Origin of the sequence: Aquimarina sp. AU474 (genome assembly GCF_900312815.1) — a bacterium.
Lineage (GTDB): Bacteria > Bacteroidota > Bacteroidia > Flavobacteriales > Flavobacteriaceae > Aquimarina.
The window spans coordinates 117,162-132,189 of the sequence record NZ_OMPE01000007.1 but is presented as its reverse complement, the minus strand read 5'-3'; the positions used below and the strand labels follow the sequence as shown (position 1 = coordinate 132,189).

Genomic DNA, 15,028 nt, shown 5'->3' with positions numbered 1-15,028 from the left:
ATATGAATATAAGAGTGTCAGAATATGGTCCGATGTTTTCGCGAATAGTAGCAGGATGCATGAATTGGGGAGAGTGGGGAGCAAATCTAGAAGTATCTCAAGTACAAAAGTTAATTGAAGAGTGTTTAGAAATAAAGGTTACTACTTTTGATCATGCTGATATATATGGACATTATACAACCGAAGAACTATTTGGAAAAGCAATAAAAAATAACTCTTCGCTTAGAAATCAACTACAATTAATAACCAAATGTGGAATAAAGCTGGTTACACCTAATCGACCAGATAATAAAATCAAATCATACGATATAAGTGCTAGTTACATTACCCAATCTGTAGAACAGTCTCTAAAACATTTGCATACCGATTATATTGATCTGCTTCTAATACATAGGCCGAGTCCGTTAATGGACCCACAAGAGATTGCAGAAGCTTTTGTAAAACTTAAAAAAGAAGGTAAAGTAAAAGACTTCGGTGTATCTAATTTTACCACCTCTCAATTTGAAATGTTAAACAATTTTGTTCCTTTAGCCACAAATCAAATAGAGATTTCTCCACTTCATCTAGAGCCATTTCTTGATGGGACATTGGATCAGTGTCTTTCTAAGAAAATTACTCCAATGGGATATTCAACTCTAGCAGGAGGGAAGTTCTTTGCTAATACTACTAATGAAAGAGTAATGCGAATTAATAAGGTAGCTCATCAGTTAGGTGAAAAATATGGTGCCACATTGGATCAAATTCTTACTGCTTGGATTTTAAAACATCCATCAGGTATTTTGCCAATCATAGGTTCTACAAAAGTGAATAGAATTAAATCGGCAGTTCAATCCTTGGATATTCAGATGACTAATGAAGAGTGGTTCATGATCTGGGAAGCATCAACGGGATCCGAAGTTGCATAGGATTATTTTATACTTTTATCTTTAGACTCCTTACTTAGAAGAAGCATATGTTTCTTTTTCCATCTAGCTGCACTGGTAAAATCTCCTTTAGCAGAATCTAACTGAGCGCTGTATTTGTAATTAGTTAATAAATGATTGGTGTAATTTAATTCTTTAGATTTTGATCTTGCATTTGTGAGGTATTTTTCTGCCTGATCAAGATCTCCAGTTTTTAATGCAATTAATGCTAAAGCGTGTTTGGTTGTTACTAATCGACTTGTATATTCTGTCTTACCTCCTACAAACATAGAAGCTTCTAAATATTCTTTTGCTTTCTTATAGTTTTTTTGATCTAGATAAATTTTTCCTAAGGCAATATATGTTCCTGCAATGCTTCTACTGTCATTTTGTAATTTACCTTCTTCAAGAGCTTCGTTCAAAATTGTAATAGCAGAATCTACTTCCTTAATATTGATATGTACATTGGCAAGATTGTTTAATGTTGAAGCTAGATTTTTAAGTTTGTTTTTACGTTTAATTTCTATTGATTTCTTGTAATATTCTTTGGCATCTAGAGATTGATTCAGTGTATTGTGTACATTACCTATATTATTAAAAGTGTCGGCAAGACTTATACTGTCTTTAAGTTTTTCGTAATACACATTAGCATTTAATAAAAGAGCTATGCTTTTTTCTAAATTTCCTAATCGATGTTCAATAACTGCTTTATTGTTATTTACTACAGCAATACCTTTATCGTATCCCGATAATTTAAAAAAATGTTCAGCTTGATCATAACCTTGCATAGCTTCAGATGATTTATCAGTAATATTTAAAATGTTAGCTTTTTCAATATAAATTTTCCCAGCACCCTTATGATGTGTAATAGATTTGGATAGTTCTATTAATTTATCACAATAGATAAGACAAAGATTGTATTTTTCTTGTAGGCTTAATTCGTAAATCAAATCTGCTGCAGTATTAATATTGGTAGAATCTGTAATAGAAATAGTAGATGTAATTAAACTATCAATTTTTTTTTCTTGAGAAAAAATTAAACTACTAATAGAGAACAGGGTTAATTTAAGGTATAGGTTAATATATTTCATATAAAGTAATTTTGGGGTACCCATAAAATAAGGCTTTTTTTGTTTTTATTAACAGTTTTTTCCAGTTATTCACAAAAAATATGCTTTTTTTTAAGAGAATGATAGAAAAATTTTAATGTATTTCAACAATATTCTTAACGTTATTAACATAAAATGACCCTTGTTTCTATGTCGTTAAATTAGACTTAAGTACTTTGTTTTTAATTGTTTAATGTAGATAATTGCGGTTTTTCAGTATTACTTTAATGTTAAAATACTTGTAAATAGAACCACGAAAAAGTTTTTTGCCTATATTTAAACTGTCAGACTCTTAACGAATAAACAATTAATAATGATTGTATAACCGTAAAAATCAAACATCCACACAAAACACATCCCCCTAACTTTAATCCCCCACACTAATGAACAAGTATAGATTATCACTAATCGGATTGGTATTGTCTATTTTTATTTATTTATCCTCCATTCTTTTAGAATTAGAACTTTTTGAACGAGCAATGTCATTTCTAGCAAGCTTAGGACGCTTTGAATTTGAAGAGGCTATTATTCCTCTATTGATCTTTTTTACATTTGTCTTTTTAAATACCAGAAGAAACAGTAAAAAGGTCCAAATGGAAAACGCAAAGCTTAATATTTATAAGGCGATGCTTAATTCTAGTCATCATATTTTGAATAATTTTATTTATCAAATGGATATATTCAAAATCACAGCAGAGGATACTCCAGGATTTGATACTAAAGTATTATCGTTTTATGAAGACATAATAAATAATGCTTCGCATCAAATTGATTCTTTAAGCAACCTCACTACAATAGATGAGTTTTCTATAAGAACATCCGTGATGAGTACCTAGAAAAGTTTATTTCTTATAATTTTTATTAGTTTTCAAAGAAGCTAAATACCGAGCCACCATATTTTCTAGAGTTGCTAAAGTACGCTGATTTTTCGAGAGAAGTGTACTTCGAATGCTCAATGATAAGAACACCATTTTGAGTTAGTAACTCTTTTGCGAAAACCAGTTCTGCAATTTTAACGAATTGTTCTTCGGTAAAATTGTAGGGTGGATCAGCAAAAATGATATCGGCTTTATGGATTGTTTTTTCTAGATAACTATATACATCACTTTTTATTGTTTGTATGGGTAGTTCTAATTCGCTAGCGGTATTTTTAATATATCCCAAACAAGCATAATGAACGTCAACCGCGGTGATTTCTTTTGTCCCTCTAGATGCAAATTCGTAGCTAATATTACCAGTTCCCGAAAAAAGATCAATAACAGTAAGGTTAGAGAAGTTATAAGAATTGTTGAGAATGTTAAACAAGCCCTCTTTTGCCATATCGGTTGTAGGTCTAACGGGTAGCTTTTTTGGAGCAGATAATCTTTTACCCTTATGTTTTCCTGAAATGATTCTCATATTAGAAGTGGCTTAATAAGATGAAATGTTCATGAGGTTTAATAGTACTAATATTTGGAGATAGTTTAGGCTCTTTATAATGCTTTCCAAAACCTACATTACGAATATATTTATAAGTAATAGTGTAGTATTCGCTTTCTGTAGTTATATCGCCCAAAAAGAATAATTTTAATTCTTCAGGATTTAACTTTAACTGTTCGATAGCGAACAATAAGTAGTACAAGAAATCTTCTTTGGTTTCATGATGATAGGTATTAGCCAAAATCAATTTCCCTTTACCAATAATAATTAAGTCAAAACACGTATCATTCATGTTGACAAATACATTGGTACCATCATTGTTTTTTTCTTGTGCTAGTAAAGAATTAACCAATATTGTACTGGCGTGTTTATATGTGAATGATCCAAAAGTATCAAAAAAGAAATTATTTATGTTGGCGTAGGGGATATATACAGAAACCATATCATGTTGTTCCAACTCATCATACACTATAAAATCGGTTGCTAATACTTTGATGTTATATTGAAGATACAGCTTTATTGCGTTAGAATCAAATAACGGCTTTGGTACTAACGAATAAAGGTCATTGTGATAAATAACCTCAATAATTTTAAAATCACTTTTTAAGATAGGGTTATTATCAAAAGTGTATTTTATTTTATCTAATACTTGTTCTGGAGTTAATCGTATTCCAAAATTATCTTGTTCAATAGCCGTGACCTGATTTTCAGAATCTATTGTACAAAAAGAAAGTCCATTCAGGCTTACCTGAATGGACAATGTGTTTGATGTATTATCAATTATATTATTGGTCGTTTGCACCATAAGTTCTTGGCCAATTACCAGAAGTGTTTACTTCTGTCATTGATCCTACTAAAAGATAAGGACCATCTACTCCATCAACAGAAACTACTTCTCTCTCTTGAGCTAGTAGATCTTTATCTTGATCATGTAATAGAACATCTTTAGCAACTTTGGCTTCGAAAACTGCAATTCTAAGATCATTTTTATTGATATAACCAGCATCTAATTCAAAATTAGCATCAACGCCTTCAATAGGAACTTTCATCATATTTTTATGATTTCCAGTTTTGAACAATGAATCTTTAACAGATGCATATCCTAAAGTGTCGATTACTACAGTATCTCTTGGTTCGTCAATTTTTAGTATTTTATTGAATCTGATAAAACTAGAATCTCTTCTTTGGGTAAGCGTAAACTTTGCCGTATCTATAAAAGATATTAATTTTTCAGGGTTCTTTTCAAATTTCCCAGTTATGGTTCTATACGCTAGCTGTGCTGCGCGGATATCCCTTAGATTTTCAACAGCTTGAGCATATCTTACTTGTTTTACTTTATTGAATTTCACAGGACCATTTACAGAATTGAATACTAAGTATCCTAGAATTCCTATAACCACCCACAGAACTAATTGAATAACAATTTTCATTTTATGATTTTAGCTTTAAACATTAGTGTATACGCAAATCTACAATTTTTTTTTAATCGTAAAAGTTTATTGCCAAAAAATCATTCCTATCTTTGATTTATTAACTAAAGTATAAATACTATATAAAAAATTTAAATGCGGGAAAAAGAGTTTTATGAGTTGTTGAAAAAAGATTTCCCATTTGAACCTACTTTGAAACAAGATATAGTATTACAAAAACTATCTCATTTTATTTTAGAAGGATCAAAAGAATCTCTTTTTTTACTTAAAGGATATGCCGGGACCGGGAAAACTACTTTAATAGGTACGTTGGTTAAGAATTTATGGAAAGCTAAACTCAGCTCAGTCCTATTGGCGCCAACAGGCAGGGCAGCAAAAGTAATTAGCAACTACTCAGGAAGACAGGCCCAAACGATTCATAGATATATTTATTATCCAAAAAAGGATAAAGCGGGTGGTGTGGCTTTTCAATTAAAACAAAATAAAAATAGAAATACTATTTTTATTATCGACGAGGCTTCGATGATACCAGATACGCCAAGTGACAGTAAACTTTTTGAAAATGGCTCTTTGTTAGATGATTTAATGATGTTTGTGTATTCGGGTCATAATTGTAAAATTCTTTTTATAGGGGATACAGCTCAATTACCACCGATAAAACTAGAAGTGAGCCCAGCTTTAGATTTTGATAACTTAGAAATTGGGTTTAATAAGGATGTTGTGCAAATTGAATTAGATGAGGTGGTAAGGCAAGCCGAAAACAGTGGGGTTTTAATGAATGCTACACGGTTGCGGGAATTGCTTAACGATGGGTTTTATGATACTTTTCAATTTGAAATAGGGAATTATACAGATATTGTAAGATTTCAGGATGGGCATGAGATAATGGATGCATTAAATGAATCGTACTCTAGTTCGGGTCATGAAGAATCGGTTATTATACTTCGTTCTAACAAAAGGGCGAACCTATATAACCAACAAATACGTTCTCGAATTCTTTTTCAAGAAGACGAATTGTCTACAGGGGATTATTTGATGGTAGTGAAGAATAATTATTTCTGGTTGGATAATAAAAGTGAAGCAGGTTTTATCGCAAATGGAGATATAATCAAGATTTTGGAGATTTATGCTATAAAAGAACTATATGGCTTCAGATTTGCCGAGGTAAAAATTAGTATGATTGATTATCCTAATCAACAGCCTTTTGAAACTGTCCTGTTATTAGATACATTAACTTCTGAAACCCCATCATTGTCGTACGAAGAATCAAATAAATTATATCAAGAGGTTATGAAGGATTTTGATGGAGAAAGGTCCAAGTATAAGAAGTTTCTGGGGGTGAAGAATAATAAATATTTTAATGGTTTACAAGTGAAATTTTCTTATGCAATCACTTGCCATAAATCACAAGGAGGGCAATGGGATACAGTGTTTATAGAACAACCTTATTTACCTGATGGAATTACCAAAGATTATTTACGCTGGTTATACACGGCAGTTACCAGAGCTAAGAAAAAATTATATTTAATTGGGTTTAAAAATGACTTTTTTATAGAAACCTGATAGGTTTAAGTGCTTTATTTTCTATGATTTAAGATTTTTTTAAGAATTTTCAGGGAAACTAAATAGTTTCGTTGGTTCAAAAATTGATTTAAAAAAGTTATTTTTGCTAGTTCAGAAAAGCAAAACATTTTGAATAAAAATACTCTAAAGACTATCGCAATGATTCCTGCGAGGTATGCTGCCACACGTTTTCCAGGTAAGCTCATGCAGGATCTTGGTGGAAAAAGTGTTATTAGAAGAACGTACGAAGCTACTGTTAACACTGAACTTTTTGATGCCGTATATGTGGTTACGGATAGTGATATAATTTTTCAAGAAATAATAGCTTGTGGAGGTAAAGCCATCATGAGTAAAAAAGAACATAGCTGTGGAAGCGACCGAATTGCTGAAGCAGTAGAGGATATGGACTTTGATATAGTAGTCAATGTACAGGGAGATGAACCCTTTACAGAACGCGAAAGCTTAGAGAAAGTACTTAGTGTTTTTTACGAAGAAGATGCTGATCGCATAGACTTGGCAAGTTTAATGACACCTATTGATGATTGGGATGATATTATGAATCCTAATAGTGTAAAGGTAATAGTTGATGAAAATGATTATGCTTTATACTTTTCTAGAGCTCCTATTCCTTATCCTAGAGATAAAGAAATAGATTATACATATCATAAGCATAAAGGCGTTTATGCGTTTAAGAAACAAGCTATTTTAGATTTTTATAAATTACCTATGCGAGAATTGGAAGCCTCTGAAAAAATAGAATGTATCCGATATCTCGAATATGGTAAGAATATTAAGATGATCGAAACACAACATGAAGGTGTTGAAATTGATACCCCGGAAGATTTAGAACGAGCAAAAAAAATAATTAATAATATAAATCCATTGAGTACGAAATCTATTCCTACTTCCGAAGTACAGAATTTAATACACAAGAATTTTCCAATGGTACCTAAAGTGGTCTTTGGAAATGGATCTTTTAATCAAATTGGTGAAATAATTTCTTGCGAACGCAAAGGAGTATCTCCATTTATATATTTGATTGATGATGTTTTTGAAAGTAATACCTCTTTTATTGAGAGTAGAATACCTCTTTCTTCTAGTGATGAATTGATCTATGTCTCCACAGCCGAAGAACCTAAAACTTCACAGGTAGATGCTATTGTATCCAAAATCAAAAATGACTATCAATATGTTCCAAGTGGAATTATTGGTATAGGAGGTGGCTCTATTCTAGATTTGTCAAAGGCAGTAGCTATTTTGATGACGAATCCGGGGAGCGCTGCTGATTATCAAGGATGGGATTTAGTACAAAACAAAGCTTTGTTTCATGTTGGAGTTCCAACGATTTCGGGAACAGGGGCAGAAGTATCAAGAACTACAGTTCTTACTGGACCTGAGCGTAAATTAGGGATAAATTCAGATTTCACCCCTTTTGATCAAGTAGTGCTTGATCCTGAATTGATTAGGGGAGTACCAAAAGATCAATGGTTTTATACTGGGATGGATTGTTATATTCATTGTATAGAATCTCTTAATGGAACATATTTAAATGCTTTTAGCCAAAGTTATGGCGAAAAAGCTTTAGATCTTTGTAAAGAAATTTTTCTTGATAATTCATTAGCCAAAGAAGAAGCAGATGCCAAATTGATGATGGCTTCATGGCACGGTGGGATGAGCATTGCGTATTCTCAAGTTGGGGTTGCTCATGCTATGAGTTATGGATTGGCGTACGTGTTAGGTACAAAACATGGGATTGGTAACTGTATTGTTTTTGATAAATTAGAAGAATATTATCCAGAAGGAGTTGCCGTCTTCAAAAAAATGAAAGATTTTCATGGGATAGAACTTCCTGAGGGAATTTGTGCAAATGTAACAGAAGATCAATTAAATGTAATGACCTCTGTTGCTTTGAGTTTGGAACCCTTGTGGGAGAATGCCTTAGGTCCAGACTGGAAATTAAAAATAAATGCGGATAAATTAAAGAAAATTTATCGTTCTTTATAGAGCAGTATTTCTAATTGATTGCTTATGAAACGTTTTTCTTCTTTTATCTATCATAGGATTCTCGGGTGGAAAGCCATTGGTGATTTTAGTAAAGAAACAGTAAAAAAGTGTATGATTATTGTCGTGCCGCATACCAGTTGGCATGATTTCTACATAGGTTTATTAATACGACAAGTCAAAGATTTAAAAATAAGCTTCTTAGGGAAAAAAGAACTTTTTAAGTGGCCTATAGGATGGTATCTTAAACGAGTAGGAGGTATCCCTTTAGATAGAACTCCAGGTCAAAATAAAGTAGAAGCTATTGCAGAGCTTTTTGAGAAAAGAGATGTACTACGATTAGCAATAGCCCCAGAAGGTACGCGAAAAAAAGTGACCGAATGGAAAACTGGATTTTATCATATAGCAAAAGCAGCTTCGGTGCCCATTATTATGGTGACGTTTGATTTTGGAAAAAAACAAAATGTAATTTCAGAACCCTTTTACCCTACTGATGACATGGAGGAGGATCTAAAATTTATGTATGGTTTTTTTAAAGGAGTTAAAGGTAAAACTGCTAAATACAGTTTTAATACTGATTAGAATTTATGAGTTTTATTTTCTTTAATTTTTGGTTCTGAATCTTTTTGGATAGTATTACCTCCAAAAAGAAGCTCGGTACTTGAGAAAGTAGTTCCAAAGGTTTTTGCTGCATAATACACTTGAGATATAGCATTTTCTAATTGCTCGGGAGTTAGTTCTTTAAGAGGATGAATGTAGGCCGACCATAATATTCCGTTAGAGATGGCATACTTTACATCTAATGCAGAGTGAAAATTAGCAGTCATAGCGTCTAATAATAAATCTTCATCTAGATTACTGGATTCGGTTATAGGTGAAATAATCCTCATTCTATTATTAGTTTCATCAGTAACACATAACATTGGGATCTCTTTGTAGATAAATTTCCAATTACCACTTACTCCATCCAAAGTATCCGCTTTTTTTTGTATAATCTCCTGTAAAATAGAATTATTCATATTTTGAGAATACGAGTAAAAACTTCCCAAAAGTACTAAAGTTATAAGTAGTCGATTCATGTTATGTTGTTTTAAGGATAGTCGTATGTATATAGTAAACATAACAAAAAAAGAGCCTAACATGTGTTAAGCTCTAATAGTACGGTTGTATTTATGGTGTTATATTATTCTGGTGAAGATTCTTCCATGGTATGATACACATTTTGCACATCGTCATCTTCTTCTATTTTCTCTAATAGTTTCTCTACATCTGCAGCTTGATCTGCTGTAATTTTTTTAGTGACTTGTGGGATACGCTCAAAACCAGAAGATAAAATTTCAATTTCGCGACCTTCTAATTCTTTTTGTATCGTACCAAAACTACCAAAAGGAGCATAGATTAATATACCATCATCATCTTGAAAAACTTCTTCGGCTCCAAAATCGATAAATTCAAGTTCTAATTCTTCTGGGTCAATACCTTCTCCGTTAATTCTAAAATTACAAGTATGATCGAACATAAACTCAACAGATCCAGAGGTTCCTAAATTACCATCACATTTATTAAAATATGACCTGATATTGGCTACTGTTCTATTATTGTTATCGGTTGCTGTTTCTACTAAAATGGCAATTCCGTGAGGAGCATACCCTTCAAAAAGAACTTCTTTGTAATCACCTTGATTTTTATCTGAAGCACGTTTTATGGCACGTTCAATATTATCTTTAGGCATGTTTACAGACTTTGCATTCTGTATTACAGCTCTTAGACGAGAATTAGAATCCGGATCTGGACCACCTTCCTTAACAGCCATTACAATATCTTTACCTATTCTAGTAAACGCTTTGGCCATAGCTGACCAACGTTTCATCTTACGTGCTTTTCTAAATTCAAAAGCTCTTCCCATATGCTAAAATTAAAATCTAAATACAAACATAAGTAGAAACCAAGTTTTTGACAAATGTTTATTTAAGATGAATATTGAATTTTGGACTCAAGATGTCTAGAAGTTGTATTATTCTCCTTCTATAATTTGATCTATTGTCTTGGCAAGTGTAAAATCATTTTCAGTAATGCCTCCTGCATCATGAGTAGATAATGAGATATGTAATTTGTTATACACATTAGACCAATCGGGGTGGTGACTTTGAGCTTCGGCTTCGAAAGCGATTCTTGTCATAACCGAAAAAGCATCTTTAAAATCCTTAAATTCAAAAGTAGTGTGAATAGCATTGTCATGATATTCCCATCCATCAACTTCTTTGAGTTGGTTTAGGATTTGTTCTTCTGTAAGTTTTTTCATAAATATTTTTTGTGCTATTAAATTTACAGTCCTAACTCTTCGCGTAGAACCTCGTCTTTATTACTGTTTTTGCCCCAGTACGCAGATTTTATACTTTTTAATTTTGTGGCTTTAGTTGTAAGTTCTTTAGCTTTAGGGCCAAATCCACTTTTAAAAGTTTCTGACCAACCTTCAATCTCATAAGGGAAAGTGGCTTTAAAAGTGATGCTAACGCTTCTGTTAAGTTCTGGATATGCAATCGTATATGTCTGTAGGCCTTCTTGTTTTTTTAATGTTGCTTTTGCAGAATAGGCTTTTATTTCTTTATGTCTTAATCTACAATATTCAAATGATGGGATAATTTGTACATCCCCTATAGGCAAATCTTGTGGAGCGATTCTAATTTTTGTCCATATTTCATTTTCTAATATAGCTTTGTCAAGTGTGAATTCTTGATCGGCTTCTCCTTGAAAATATGAATGAGATAAGATTTCAAAATCTTTTCTATTGTTTAATTGCGCATACACATGCCCGCACCATTCTTGCATAGAGCTAGATACTTTTACAGCATGTCTATTATCAGCTACAGGATAAAATGTGCTTTGCATGATAGAATAGGGGTAGATGCCCGTATTAAACTTTTTGGTTGCATTTAATTTGAGCACAGGTATGTTATCCGGATTTTGATAATCGGCTTTTACCTGTTCCTTGGATAGAAAATCTTCGGTAACATAAATAAGCACTGCGGTTCCTTTTCTGATTTCGCCATATCTAGCTTGTTCGAGTTGATATGATGATATTTCGGCATTGCCAGCGTACCAGTATTCTTTAAAGTTTTTAGATAGTTCTTTGGCTAAAGGATCTTCACCTATAGTTTCTTTTTTTTCTACGGTGTTAGATGATTTATCAGCTATTACATTACTACAAGCTATGATAACCAGCATGGCTAAAACCCCAAACAATAGTATTGACCTTTTCATAATTTTCTTAATTGCTTTTAATGCAAATTACGACAAAGCTATGATCTGGCAATTTCAATTAACGTTTCATAAACAAGGTGTGTTGGTAGCCCCATTACATTAAAATAACTACCTTCGATATTGGTGATACCGATAAAACCAATCCACTCTTGAATGCCATATGCTCCTGCTTTATCAAGTGGTTTGTATTTTGATACATAGTACTCAATTTCTTGAATAGAGAGAGGTTTAAAGGTCACCTCGGTGCTTTGATGTACAATTTTAATAGTGCCTTTATTTTTAAAACATACCGAAGTGATTACTTCATGAGTATTATCAGATAGGGAGGCAATCATTTTTGTGGCCTCTTCTAGATCTTTAGGTTTTCCCAATGCTTGATTTTTGTGCCATACAATAGTATCACTAGTGATTAAAATATCATTAGGATGTAAATCATCAAAAGCATCGGATTTAAGTTTTGCTAAATAATCAGAGATTTCGTGAGCTACTAGGTGTTTAGGATAAATTTCGTCTACTTCTCTTAACTTAATAGTGAAATCTAATGCTAAATCTTTAAAAAACTGTTGTCTTCTTGGTGATCCAGAAGCAAGGATAATATGATACTCTTTAAGTAAATCGTTTAGCATAACTTATTTTAAAATATACTGATAAAACATAAGGGATAACGTAGCCATTACAAGAACAATCTTAAGTATAAGCTTGAGTATTGTTAATTGTTTATTCGATTCTGCTGTAAAGGTTCTAATAATAAAATATATAAGAGGAGCAATTATCGATACTAAAACAAGAATAACAGCTACAGTGTTCGAAAAAAGATACGTATAGATATAATAGATAAGTGCAACAATAGGAAGAACAGTTAAAATACCAATCAGTTTTATAGTTCGTTCTTTTCCTAATGTAATAGGGATAGTGGTAACTCCTGTATTATGATCTTTATCTATTCGAATACAGTCCTTGATAATTTCTCTTAAACAAACAATCAAAAAAGCGAATATGGCATAATCAAAAATAATAGAGAAAATAGTAGTTTGTGATACTCGATTTTTTTCAGTTATAGCGGGTAGGAGATCAAAAATACCTACTACTATAAGACTTAGCGCTACCAATAAACCAATAATCACATTTTTAACAACAAGAACTTCTTTTAAATAAGAGGCATAGACATAAAAAATTCCGGATGTGATAACAAAAAGTGCTGCAAACCCTGGTCTACCTACCAAATTGGCTAAATAAAATCCAATTAATACTCCAATTACATTTAAAACAATGAATAATCTGTTAGCAGATTTTTCTGTAATTGAACCAAAAATAAACTCTTTTGAGTTGGAACTTTCTTGATCATAAATTTCTATAATCACATTTCCTGCTGCCGCTATAGAAACGGTAGCTATAATTAATAAAGCTATACCAAAACCATTAAGTGTAATTGCAATACCAAAGGGTTCAAAAAGACCATATTTTATAAAGACTTGAGCAAGTGCTATTAATAGTAGGTTATCGATTTTTATAAGCTTAAAATAGGCCAGCATAGAAAAGTTTGGTTTGTTAGTTAGCAAATGTAATAATTAATAGTAATTTCTACGGTTGTTATATTCGTAATGTCTAGAGTGTATAGGCGCAAGAGTTATAACTTGTTCATCGTTGGTTGTTTATAGAAAGTGATGATAAAGATATTAATTATGAGTACCTTGATAAGGTTTTAAAAATAGAATTAGAATTCATAATTATAATTGAAAAATATGGATGAACACTTTTTGCCTGATTTCCCTTTCGTGAACGGAATGAATTTGGCCTGGATAGAATTTGGAAGAGATGTTGGAGTTGATCCTTTCTTTCCTGAAAAAGAATATCACCCAAAGTTAGACAAATTTGAAGAGGCAATGGATTTTGTTAAAAATCTAGGAGGAAATATGATACGTTGGTGGTATCATACCAATGGATCAACTAATCCGACTTTTGATACTGACCAAAAAGTAGTTGCAAATCCTTCTTTTTTTCATGAAGATGTAAAAAAAATATTGGATTTAGCACATCGTAAAGAGCTTAAAGTGCAAATCTGTTTATGGTCTTTTGATATGTTAAAAGAACAATGGGGAGCAGATGTAAATAGGAATAAAAAGTTGCTTACTCAAGATGAGTATTTAAATGCTTATATAGAAAATGCATTAGTACCCCTAGTAAATTTTATTGGAAATCATCCGGCTTTATTTGCTTGGGAAATTTTTAATGAACCCGAAGGAATGACTAATAGATACGCAAAGCATTGGACAGGATTTAAAGAAAGAATAGAAATAACAGATATTCAAAAATTTATTAATCGCACCGCTGGTGCAATAAGAAGAAATCAACCTAATGTGAAAATTACAAATGGAGCTCTTGGATTTTTAACTAGTATTAAAGATGATCAAAAAGGGTTCTGGAATGCATATTCTGATGACAATTTAATATCGCAAGGAAAAGATAAACTCGGGTATTTGGATTTTTATAATATTCATTATTATAATTGGGCTCGATCAAAAGGATCACCATTTCATAATGAGTATAATCTAAATACTCTTGACAAAAAAGCAATCATAGGAGAGTATTATCCTGATGATTTGTCTTTTAAAGAAGGTAGTAATGATAATGACCATAATTTGCCAACTATTTTAGCTCAAGATTTGGGAGTAGCTTTATCCGATATGCAATGGGCAGGTTCTATTGTTTGGTCTTGGACAGATAGAACTTCTTATAACGAACGTAATAGAATGGCAGATATCATTAAAAATATTAGTGATAGCGTGCAGAGGGAAATCGTTTAGAATATTCTTATTTAGATAATTATCTGTGATGGTAAGGCTCGTTCTTTAAAATAGTCAACCCTCTATACAATTGTTCTACAAAAAACAAGCGAATCATTTGATGAGAGAACGTCATTTTAGAAAGTGATAATTTACTATTTGCTCGATGATATACTTCTGGGCTAAATCCATAAGGCCCACCAATAACAAATATTAACTGTTTAATACCACTGTTCATTTGTTTTTGAAGTAATTCAGAAAAACCTACAGAATCATATTGTTTTCCGTTTTCATCTAATAAAATTAAAACATCAGAATTGTTTAATTTATCTAGTATTAACTTGCCTTCCTTTTCTTTTTGTTGAATCTCACTAAGGTTTTTTACATTTTTGAGATCTGGTATTATTTCAAAATTAAATTTGATATAAAACCCTAACCTCTTGATATATTCATTAATAAGGTCATTAAGCTGTTTGTGATCAGTTTTGCCTACAGCAAGTAATTTTATCGTCATAGTTTACATTTAGCATTTACTTTGCTACATTAGCAAAAATAACCAT

The 15,028-nt window shown here is 31.9% G+C and carries 17 protein-coding genes and 1 pseudogene; 7 read left to right on the top strand and 11 right to left on the bottom strand.

Annotated elements, in window-relative coordinates; translation table 11 throughout:
* Window positions 1–2: 2 nt before the first annotated feature.
* Window positions 3–905: an aldo/keto reductase family oxidoreductase gene (locus DK508_RS07270; protein ID WP_109300091.1), complete on the top strand. Its 903-nt coding sequence runs from the start codon at window positions 3–5 to the stop codon at window positions 903–905.
* Window positions 906–907: 2 nt separating this feature from the next.
* Here DK508_RS07270 and DK508_RS07265 read toward each other — a convergent pair whose 3' ends face one another.
* Window positions 908–1,993, bottom strand: a complete 1,086-nt coding sequence (locus DK508_RS07265; RefSeq protein ID WP_160114593.1) for a tetratricopeptide repeat protein — start codon at window positions 1,991–1,993, stop codon at window positions 908–910.
* A 401-nt stretch (window positions 1,994–2,394) separates the two neighbouring features.
* Between DK508_RS07265 and DK508_RS07260 the strand changes: the two genes are divergently transcribed.
* Window positions 2,395–2,847, top strand: a complete 453-nt coding sequence (locus tag DK508_RS07260) for a hypothetical protein (protein ID WP_109300089.1) — start codon at window positions 2,395–2,397, stop codon at window positions 2,845–2,847.
* Between the two features lie 25 nt (window positions 2,848–2,872).
* Here DK508_RS07260 and DK508_RS07255 read toward each other — a convergent pair whose 3' ends face one another.
* From DK508_RS07255 to DK508_RS07245, 3 genes are read right to left on the bottom strand one after another with little or no spacing between them, the layout of a single operon-like run.
* The gene (locus DK508_RS07255) at window positions 2,873–3,409 is read right to left on the bottom strand and encodes an RsmD family RNA methyltransferase (protein ID WP_109300088.1); all 537 of its coding nucleotides are present in this window, start codon (window positions 3,407–3,409) and stop codon (window positions 2,873–2,875) included.
* Window position 3,410: 1 nt separating this feature from the next.
* Window positions 3,411–4,235 carry a DUF3822 family protein gene (locus DK508_RS07250; protein ID WP_109300087.1) on the bottom strand — a complete coding sequence of 275 codons (825 nt, stop codon included), beginning with the start codon at window positions 4,233–4,235 and terminating at the stop codon, window positions 3,411–3,413.
* Window positions 4,216–4,860: a hypothetical protein gene (locus tag DK508_RS07245; RefSeq protein WP_109300086.1), complete on the bottom strand. Its 645-nt coding sequence runs from the start codon at window positions 4,858–4,860 to the stop codon at window positions 4,216–4,218. Before DK508_RS07245 ends, DK508_RS07250 begins: the two co-directional genes overlap by 20 nt.
* Window positions 4,861–4,995: 135 nt before the next feature.
* On the opposite strand from DK508_RS07245, the gene DK508_RS07240 reads away from it, so the two are divergent.
* The 4 genes and pseudogenes from DK508_RS07240 (at window position 4,996) to DK508_RS07230 (ending at window position 9,006) form a co-directional block, all read left to right on the top strand.
* Window positions 4,996–6,423 carry an ATP-dependent RecD-like DNA helicase gene (locus DK508_RS07240; RefSeq protein ID WP_109300085.1) on the top strand — a complete coding sequence of 476 codons (1,428 nt, stop codon included), beginning with the start codon at window positions 4,996–4,998 and terminating at the stop codon, window positions 6,421–6,423.
* Window positions 6,424–6,582: 159 nt separating this feature from the next.
* Window positions 6,583–7,287, top strand: a pseudogene (kdsB, locus tag DK508_RS21450) (3-deoxy-manno-octulosonate cytidylyltransferase); the annotation flags it as partial.
* Window positions 7,288–7,365: 78 nt separating this feature from the next.
* Window positions 7,366–8,427, top strand: coding sequence for an iron-containing alcohol dehydrogenase family protein (locus DK508_RS21445; RefSeq protein ID WP_235016349.1), 1,062 nt, complete (start codon window positions 7,366–7,368; stop codon window positions 8,425–8,427).
* A 24-nt stretch (window positions 8,428–8,451) separates the two neighbouring features.
* On the top strand, window positions 8,452–9,006 hold the full coding sequence (locus DK508_RS07230) for a 1-acyl-sn-glycerol-3-phosphate acyltransferase (RefSeq protein ID WP_109300083.1): 555 nt from the start codon (window positions 8,452–8,454) through the stop codon (window positions 9,004–9,006).
* Here the strand turns inward: DK508_RS07230 and DK508_RS07225 are convergent.
* The 6 genes from DK508_RS07225 to DK508_RS07200 form a co-directional block, all read right to left on the bottom strand.
* Window positions 9,003–9,503 (bottom strand): hypothetical protein, encoded by a 501-nt coding sequence (locus DK508_RS07225; RefSeq protein ID WP_235016320.1) that lies wholly within the window; start codon window positions 9,501–9,503, stop codon window positions 9,003–9,005. The two genes, DK508_RS07230 and DK508_RS07225, sit on opposite strands and share 4 nt — an antisense overlap.
* A gap of 104 nt (window positions 9,504–9,607) precedes the next feature.
* Entirely contained in the window at window positions 9,608–10,330 is a 723-nt protein-coding gene (locus tag DK508_RS07220; protein WP_109300081.1) for a YebC/PmpR family DNA-binding transcriptional regulator, read from the bottom strand.
* Window positions 10,331–10,438: 108 nt separating this feature from the next.
* Entirely contained in the window at window positions 10,439–10,726 is a 288-nt protein-coding gene (locus DK508_RS07215) for a 4a-hydroxytetrahydrobiopterin dehydratase (RefSeq protein ID WP_109300080.1), read from the bottom strand.
* Window positions 10,727–10,749: 23 nt separating this feature from the next.
* Complete coding sequence (locus DK508_RS07210) at window positions 10,750–11,685, bottom strand: septum formation inhibitor Maf (RefSeq protein ID WP_109300079.1); 936 nt, start codon at window positions 11,683–11,685, stop codon at window positions 10,750–10,752.
* 38 nt (window positions 11,686–11,723) lie between these two features.
* Window positions 11,724–12,311 (bottom strand): Maf-like protein, encoded by a 588-nt coding sequence (locus DK508_RS07205; protein ID WP_109300078.1) that lies wholly within the window; start codon window positions 12,309–12,311, stop codon window positions 11,724–11,726.
* A 3-nt stretch (window positions 12,312–12,314) separates the two neighbouring features.
* Window positions 12,315–13,217, bottom strand: a complete 903-nt coding sequence (locus tag DK508_RS07200) for a geranylgeranylglycerol-phosphate geranylgeranyltransferase (protein ID WP_109300077.1) — start codon at window positions 13,215–13,217, stop codon at window positions 12,315–12,317.
* A 210-nt stretch (window positions 13,218–13,427) separates the two neighbouring features.
* Here DK508_RS07200 and DK508_RS07195 point away from each other — a divergent pair, with 210 nt between their 5' ends.
* The gene (locus DK508_RS07195; RefSeq protein ID WP_160114592.1) at window positions 13,428–14,489 is read left to right on the top strand and encodes a hypothetical protein; all 1,062 of its coding nucleotides are present in this window, start codon (window positions 13,428–13,430) and stop codon (window positions 14,487–14,489) included.
* A 19-nt stretch (window positions 14,490–14,508) separates the two neighbouring features.
* On the opposite strand, the gene rlmH is transcribed toward DK508_RS07195, so the two are convergent.
* Window positions 14,509–14,982: a 23S rRNA (pseudouridine(1915)-N(3))-methyltransferase RlmH gene (gene rlmH / locus DK508_RS07190; protein WP_109300075.1), complete on the bottom strand. Its 474-nt coding sequence runs from the start codon at window positions 14,980–14,982 to the stop codon at window positions 14,509–14,511.
* Between the last annotated feature and the right edge of the window lie 46 nt (window positions 14,983–15,028).